Origin of the sequence: Blastopirellula marina, from assembly GCF_002967715.1 — a bacterium.
Classification (GTDB): Bacteria; Planctomycetota; Planctomycetia; order Pirellulales; family Pirellulaceae; genus Bremerella; species Bremerella marina_B.
Genome location: NZ_PUIA01000056.1, coordinates 1 through 508 on the forward strand (window position 1 = coordinate 1; position 508 = coordinate 508).

The 508-nt window shown below is 63.8% G+C and carries 1 pseudogene; it reads left to right on the forward strand.

Annotation, left to right across the window (positions count from 1 at the left end):
- Positions 1-508, forward strand: a pseudogene (locus C5Y96_RS17150) (excinuclease ABC subunit A); the annotation flags it as partial.

The window sequence follows — 508 nt, forward strand, 5'->3', positions numbered from 1 at the left end:
AGCTTGAAAGCCGCGTGCAGTTCCTGTGCGATGTCGGTCTCGACTACCTCACCCTTCGCCGCACCGCGCCGACCCTTTCGGCCGGCGAAGCGCAGCGGATCCGACTGGCCAGTCAGCTTGGCAGTGGACTCTGCGGCGTGCTGTACGTCCTGGACGAACCGACGATCGGTCTGCACCCCCGCGACAACCGCCGCTTGCTGTCGGCCTTGCATCGCTTGCGCGATCTGGGCAACACGTTGATCGTGGTCGAACACGATCATGAAGTGATCGAAGGAAGCGACAAGCTGCTCGACTTTGGTCCGCAGGCTGGGGTCAACGGCGGCACCGTCGTTGCGACCGGCACGCCCAAGCAAGTCAGCAAGGCGAAGGACTCGGTCACTGGTCCCTACATCAGCGGTAAGAAGGCGATTTCGGTTCCGTCGAACCGCCGCATGCCGTCGGTCCGAGAGCTGGCGGCCCAAGGAAAGCCGTTCGAGCTCAGCTCGCCGACCGGCGAATGGCTGGAAGT